The 5,990-nt window shown below is 69.5% G+C and carries 8 protein-coding genes; 1 reads left to right on the top strand and 7 read right to left on the bottom strand.

The genetic code is table 11. The features are described 5' to 3' along the window. Positions 1-267, bottom strand: a 267-nt coding sequence (locus tag VIR15_RS01295) for a hypothetical protein (RefSeq protein WP_331925661.1), incomplete at its 3' end; no start/stop codon positions are given. A gap of 91 nt (positions 268-358) precedes the next feature. Between VIR15_RS01295 and VIR15_RS01290 the strand changes: the two genes are divergently transcribed. Continuing rightward, positions 359-877 carry a hypothetical protein gene (locus VIR15_RS01290; protein ID WP_331925660.1) on the top strand — a complete coding sequence of 173 codons (519 nt, stop codon included), beginning with the start codon at positions 359-361 and terminating at the stop codon, positions 875-877. Positions 878-961: 84 nt separating this feature from the next. On the opposite strand, the gene pdxS is transcribed toward VIR15_RS01290, so the two are convergent. The 6 genes from pdxS to VIR15_RS01260 form a co-directional block, all read right to left on the bottom strand. Continuing rightward, entirely contained in the window at positions 962-1,882 is a 921-nt protein-coding gene (gene pdxS, locus VIR15_RS01285) for a pyridoxal 5'-phosphate synthase lyase subunit PdxS (RefSeq protein WP_331925659.1), read from the bottom strand. A gap of 99 nt (positions 1,883-1,981) precedes the next feature. Then, on the bottom strand, positions 1,982-2,533 hold the full coding sequence (locus VIR15_RS01280) for a hypothetical protein (protein ID WP_331925658.1): 552 nt from the start codon (positions 2,531-2,533) through the stop codon (positions 1,982-1,984). Continuing rightward, positions 2,530-3,702 (bottom strand): glycosyltransferase family 4 protein, encoded by a 1,173-nt coding sequence (locus tag VIR15_RS01275; protein WP_331925657.1) that lies wholly within the window; start codon positions 3,700-3,702, stop codon positions 2,530-2,532. The genes VIR15_RS01280 and VIR15_RS01275 overlap by 4 nt, the downstream gene beginning before the upstream one ends. Positions 3,703-3,724: 22 nt before the next feature. Continuing rightward, complete coding sequence (locus tag VIR15_RS01270) at positions 3,725-4,666, bottom strand: phosphatidylinositol mannoside acyltransferase (RefSeq protein WP_331925656.1); 942 nt, start codon at positions 4,664-4,666, stop codon at positions 3,725-3,727. A 14-nt stretch (positions 4,667-4,680) separates the two neighbouring features. Further along, positions 4,681-5,304: a phosphatidylinositol phosphate synthase gene (gene pgsA / locus VIR15_RS01265; protein ID WP_331925655.1), complete on the bottom strand. Its 624-nt coding sequence runs from the start codon at positions 5,302-5,304 to the stop codon at positions 4,681-4,683. Between the two features lie 12 nt (positions 5,305-5,316). Beyond that, positions 5,317-5,922, bottom strand: a complete 606-nt coding sequence (locus VIR15_RS01260) for an HIT family protein (RefSeq protein WP_331925654.1) — start codon at positions 5,920-5,922, stop codon at positions 5,317-5,319. Positions 5,923-5,990 lie beyond the last annotated feature (68 nt).

The raw sequence follows: 5,990 nt of genomic DNA, 5'->3' as shown, positions 1-5,990 counted from the left end.
CGGCAACGGCTGACCCGGGTACTGAAGGCGTTGCACGATCCTGCCGTGGCGAAGGCCCGACGGGAGAAGGCGGCGGCGCGCCGACGGCTGGCCGCCGAGCTGACCGAGGATGGGATGGGGATTCTGGCCCTGCATCTGCCGGCCGAGCAGGTCGTCGCAGTCGCCGATCGGATCGAGCAGCTGGCGCGGTCGTTGCGTCAGGCCGGAGACGAGCGGAACCTCGACCAACTGCGTGCGGACCTGGCGGCCGAGGCTCTCCTTCGGCATCAGTACGGCCCCTGCCCCGCCCACGGCATCCCCGCCAGCGACAACGCGCGCTCAATGACTGCGTCGAGTTCGGAGCCGAACGAGCAGTCGGTTGACCCAGGTGTCTGTGGGTGCGCTCCCGTGGCGCCCCTGGGTCACCCCCGAGCACGCCCGCCACGTCATCACGGCCCCGGGGTCGGTGTGGCGGTGGCTGGCCGTGGACCACGTGACCGGGAGCGCACTCGAGCTGGGCACGGACAGGTACCGGCCGACACCGGCAATGATCGAGCAGGTCCGCGCCCTGGACGGGCACTGTCGCGGCCCCGGCTGCACCGTCGACGCGCGGCGGTGCGACATCGACCACCACACCGCTTGGCCGGAGGGCCCCACGGTGGTGGGCAATCTGGGCCCGCTGGACCGGCGCCGGCACCACCAGCCCAAGACTGCCGGGCTGACCTCGTGCCAGCCGGTCGGAGAACCATCCCAGCGGGGTCTGCGATGGCGGACGCTGACGGGACGGGACTACGTCACCTACCCGAAGTCGTGGACCGAGGCGCAGCGAGACCCTGGCGCGCCGAGCCCGGGCGAAGAGCCACCGAACGAGCCTCGAGAAGATCCGCCGCCGTTCTGACCTGACGGTCCCGGCCACCCGCAGAGGTATGCCGCTGAGCTCACTGAGCCCAGCGGCATACGGCTTGGTTGTGGTGGGTCTGAATCACCAGCCGCGCTCGGCGAGACGGTGCGGCTGCGGGATCTCGTCCACGCTGATGCCCACCATGGCTTCGCCCAGGCCGCGCGAGACCTTGGCGATGACATCGGGATCGTCGTAGAAGGTCGTGGCCTTGACGATCGCCTCGGCACGCTGCGCGGGGTTGCCGGACTTGAAGATCCCGGACCCGACGAAGACGCCCTCGGCGCCGAGCTGCATCATCATCGCCGCGTCTGCGGGGGTGGCGATACCGCCTGCCGTGAACAGCACGACGGGCAGCTTGCCGTTGCGGGCCACCTCGGCGACGAGGTCGTAGGGAGCCTGGAGCTCCTTGGCGGCGACGAAGAGCTCATCCTCGGGGAGATTCTGGAGGCGGCGGATCTCGGCGCGGATCTGGCGCATGTGGGTCGTCGCGTTGGAGACGTCACCGGTGCCGGCCTCGCCCTTGGAGCGGATCATGGCCGCGCCCTCGGTGATGCGACGCAACGCCTCGCCGAGGTTCGTCGCCCCGCAGACGAACGGGACGGTGAACCTCCACTTGTCGATGTGGTTCGCGTAGTCCGCCGGGGTGAGCACCTCGGACTCGTCGATGTAGTCGACGCCCAGGCTCTGGAGGACCTGCGCCTCGACGAAGTGGCCGATCCGGGCCTTCGCCATGACGGGGATCGACACCGTGGAGATGATGCCGTCGATCATGTCCGGGTCGCTCATCCGGGAGACGCCACCTTGGGCGCGGATGTCCGCGGGAACGCGCTCGAGGGCCATGACCGCGACGGCCCCGGCGTCTTCGGCGATCTTGGCCTGCTCCGGTGTGACGACGTCCATGATGACGCCGCCCTTGAGCATCTCAGCCATGCCGCGCTTGACGCGGGTCGTGCCGGTACCGGTCTCGGGCTGGGGGTGAGACTGGGTCTCGGGAGTGGTCACGCTCGTCCTGCTTTCGTGCTCGGTTGATGCTAAGAATCGTAGGCCCATCCGAGGGGTCCCTCGACCCGCGCCAGGTCGCCACCGCCTGGGGCACGGAGCTCAGGCGACCAGGGCGGGCGGCATCTCGTCGTCGAACTCCACCGTGGGCGGCATGGGCGTGTGCCCCGCCAGGCGGAAGAGGCGTACGGCCCACTTGCGCCGCACCCGCCTGACATCGGTCACCGCGTCGTTGTGGAACCGCCTCGCGAGCGAGACGCGGGTGCAGGTCGAGCGGAGGCGGTCCAAGTGGTCGACCCCGAGAGGGCCGGCCTCGCGGATCTTCGCGCACGTGGGCTCGGTGAGCGAGTGGTGGAGGGCCTCGGTCAGGTCGTTCTCGACGACCTCGCGGATCTCGCCGTGCTCACCCGGGTTCTCCAGCGACTCGGCGGATGCGGTCGCCAGGATGAGCGACGTCGCGCCATCCAGCAGACCGCTGTTGGCGAGCTCGAGGGAGGCCTCAGCCCGCCGGACGAGCTGGGCGTCGAGCGCCGCCAAGGTGCCGGTGAGCCTGACGTGGAGCCGGTCGAGCCGTGCGGCGGTGTAGGTGAGGTACCACGCGATGATGACGAGGACGAAGAGAACTGCGAAGACCCACGAGAGGACCTCGCTCATCGGGCACCCCCACGCAGGAAGCGGTTCCACCTCGTTGGCGGCTCCGTCTGGGCCGCGAGCCGACCCTCGATCACCGTCTCGTAGACGGCGCGGATCTCGTCGGCCACGACCGACCAGTCGAAACGGTGGGCCCGCTGCTGGCCATGGGCGGCGAGGTCCCGGCGACGTTCGGGCTCCTCGAGGAGGCCGATGAGCTGGCGGGCGAGGTCGGCTGGGTCCTCGTTGCCGAACATCGCGCCTACGGCGCCGCCGTCCAGGACCCGGGAGAACGCCGGGAGATCACTGGCCAGGACGCAGGCCCCGGACGACATCGCCTCGATGAGGATGATTCCAAAGCTCTCGCCGCCGGTGTTCGGCGCGACATAGAGGTCGACCGACGAGAGGAGCGACGCCTTCTCCTCGTCGGAGACCGCCCCCAGGAACTCCGTAGCCGCACGCACGTCCTGCGGCCATCCTTCCGTGATCTCGGCTGGATCCCCGGGCCCGGCGACGAGCAGCCGCAGCCGCGGCACCTGCTGCAGGACCGTGGGCAGGGCGGCGGCCAGGACGGGCAGGCCCTTGCGTGGCTCCGCCATCCGTCCGAGGAAGGCAATCGTCGGCCGATCCGCTGTGCCCTTCCACTCCGGCCGCTTCGGCGCGGCCGCGAAGCGCTCCACGTAGACGCCATTCGGGATGACGACCGCATCTCCGCCGACGTGGGTCGTGACCGTGCGGCGAGCGTCCTCGCTCACGGCGATCCGAGCCGAGATCTTCTCCAGGGAGGGCCGGATGATCGGATAGGCCGCCTGCATCGTGCGAGACCGGAGCATCGAGGTGTGAAAGGTCCCCACGATGGGCCCGTCGGCCGCCATGAGGGCGAGGACGCTGACGCTGGGAGACATCGGCTCGTGGATATGGAGGACATCGAACCTGCCGTGGTCGAGCCACCGGCCGACCTTGGCCGCGGTGACCGGACCGAAGGCCAGTCGTGCCACGGAGCCGTTGAAGCGGACGGCGGTCGCCCGTCCCGCCGACACGACGTACTCGGGCAGCGCCGTCTCGCTGTCGGCCGGGGCGAGCACCGAGACCTCCTCGCCCTCGCCGATGAAGTGCTCGGCGAGGTCGCGGACGTGGAACTGCACCCCGCCGGGAACGTCGAACGAGTACGGGCAGACGATGCCGATTCTCATGGGCGAGTCCATCGCACGAGGGTCATGAGAGGTCCTCGACGAAGACTCGCTGGAGCATGTGCCAGCTCGACGTGTGCTGGCGAATCGTCACAGACAGGTGGTCGGCGCACTGCTGGATCAGGTCCTGCGCCTTGGCGGCCGTGGGGCCGCCGATCCGAGGCTGGAGTCGCTCGCTGAACTCGATCACCGTGCGGTAGCCGCCGAGCCCGCAGCCCTTGGGCGCCGGCTCGTAGTGAATCGCCGCGCAGTACAAGGGCGCCCCGGTGAGCAGAGAGAGGACGGCAGGCCCCTTCGCCATCCGCGCCGGGTGGCCGACGAGCTCCACCTCGACGCCGTTGCTCGTCAGGTCCCGGTCGCTCGCAAGCGCGATGACTCTGCCACCGGCGCGGGCTGTCTGGACGAGCCCGGCGAAAGGGTCGTCGCCACCCGTCAGGGGGATGATGTCCATGTCGATGGCGTTGCGGAAGGCGACGAACTCCTGGAAGACCTCCTCGGGCTTGAGTCGCTCGGCCACGGTGGTCACCGGGGCGAGGCTCCCTGCCGCCCACGCCGCTGCGAGATCGAAGTTGCCGAGGTGGCCGACGAAGACCACGACCGTCTCGCCCTTCTCGGTAAAACGGCGAGGCTCGTCATCGCCGCTGGACACGACGGCACGATCGATCTGATCCCGGGTGAGGGAGGGGAGCCGGAATGCCTCGCAGTAGTACCGCATGTAGGAGCGCATCCCGGCCCGCACGAGCGAGTCGAGCGTCTCCTCGTCAAGGTCTGGACGGGCCTTCCGGTAGTTGGCGCGAAGCCGCTCGACCCGTTTGCCGCCGCGGCGGACGGCGACGTCGGCAATCCGGTTGAAGAGTCCGTAGGCGACCGGCTCCGGGAGGGCGCGCAGCGCCCGCCAGCCGAGCTTGAAGCCGGCGACGGTGAGCTGGTCCTTGAGGTCGGGGGTTGCGTCGGCAGCGTCGGTCATGCCTCGCGCCTGGCTCAAAGGTTGACCTCTCCAGCGGCGAGGGCCTGCGAGCGCACCGTCATGATCCGTTGCAGCACGGTGACGAGGCTGGCGACGGCGAGCAGGGCGAGGACCACGCCGAGCAGGAGCGTCGAGTCGAACAGGTCCGCGAAGAAGGCGGCCACGAGCACGGCAACCAGCCGGTCGGCGCGCTCTGCGATGCCGACGGAGGCCGTGAACCCGAGACCCTCGGCCCGCGCGCGGGCGTACGAGACGACGCTGCCCAGGATGAGGCAGGCGAGTGCAAGTCCGGCCATGGCGCGGTTGTCCCCCATGCCCGCGTAGTAGAGCACCAGGCCGCCGAAGATCGCCGCATCACCGATGCGGTCGAGGGTCGAGTCGAGGTAGGCCCCCCACTTGGTCGAGCCGCCCGACTGGCGGGCCATGATCCCGTCGATGGTGTCCGAGAAGACGAAGGCAGTGATCACGAGAACGCCGATCCACAGCTCGCCACGCGGGAAGAAGTAGAGCGCGCCGACGCTGACTCCGACCGTGCCGACGACGGTGACGATATCCGGGCTGATGCCGAGCCTGAGCAGGAGGCGGGCGATCGGGCCGAGGATCTTGGTGACCGTCGCGCGGAGGAATCTGTCGAGCATAATGAGGCCAGCCTACTGACCCGGCCAGGTGGCGAGAATGCGCCGACGGGCGTCCTCGAGCAGCACGGGGAGCGCCTTCGTCTGGCCGACGATCGGCAGGAAGTTCGAGTCGCCTCCCCACCGCGGCACGATGTGCTGGTGCAGGTGGGCCGCGACGCCGGCCCCCGCTACAGCGCCCTGGTTCATCCCGAGGTTGAAGCCGTGCGGCTCGGACGCCTTCTCGAGGGCGCGGATCGCTGCCTTGGTGAGTGCCGTGAACTCCTCAGTCTCCTCGTCGGTGAGATCGACGTAGAGGGAGACGTGGCGGTACGGACAGACGAGCAGGTGGCCCGGGTTGTAGGGGAAAAGGTTCATCACGACGTAGCAGTGGGTGCCCCTCTGCACGATGAGCCCCTCGTCGTCACTCTTGTCAGGCGCGGTGCAGAAGGGGCAGCCCGAGCCGGGTTCGTCGTTCGGCTTGTCGCCGACGATGTAGGCCATCCGGTGCGGTGTCCAGAGCCGCTGGAACCCGTCGTCGACGTGGGCGAAGGTGGCGTGGTCCTCGAGCTGGGGGTCGACGTCTGGGCTGATCTCCGGGCCCGCCTCCGAGGCTCCGTTGTCGCTGCCCTGCTCCGTCATGGCCCGCATCCTATGTCGAGTCGGCTGAGCCGCTGGCGGGCGTGTCGATTTGAGGCCGGACGGTGCCA

This window comes from Intrasporangium sp. (assembly GCF_036566125.1).
Lineage (GTDB): Bacteria > Actinomycetota > Actinomycetes > Actinomycetales > Dermatophilaceae > Intrasporangium.
Note: the sequence above shows the minus strand (reverse complement) of the source record. Positions and strands in the feature narration are given on the sequence as shown.

What these genes read in the sequence shown, in the direction of transcription:
- VIR15_RS01280 (WP_331925658.1), bottom strand. Translation starts at nt 2,533, where the DNA reads ATGAGCGAGGTCCTCTCGTGGGTCTTCGCAGTTCTCTTCGTCCTCGTC.
- VIR15_RS01275 (WP_331925657.1), bottom strand. Translation starts at nt 3,702, where the DNA reads ATGAGAATCGGCATCGTCTGCCCGTACTCGTTCGACGTTCCCGGCGGG.
- VIR15_RS01270 (WP_331925656.1), bottom strand. Translation starts at nt 4,666, where the DNA reads ATGACCGACGCTGCCGACGCAACCCCCGACCTCAAGGACCAGCTCACC.
- pgsA (WP_331925655.1), bottom strand. Translation starts at nt 5,304, where the DNA reads ATGCTCGACAGATTCCTCCGCGCGACGGTCACCAAGATCCTCGGCCCG.
- VIR15_RS01260 (WP_331925654.1), bottom strand. Translation starts at nt 5,922, where the DNA reads ATGACGGAGCAGGGCAGCGACAACGGAGCCTCGGAGGCGGGCCCGGAG.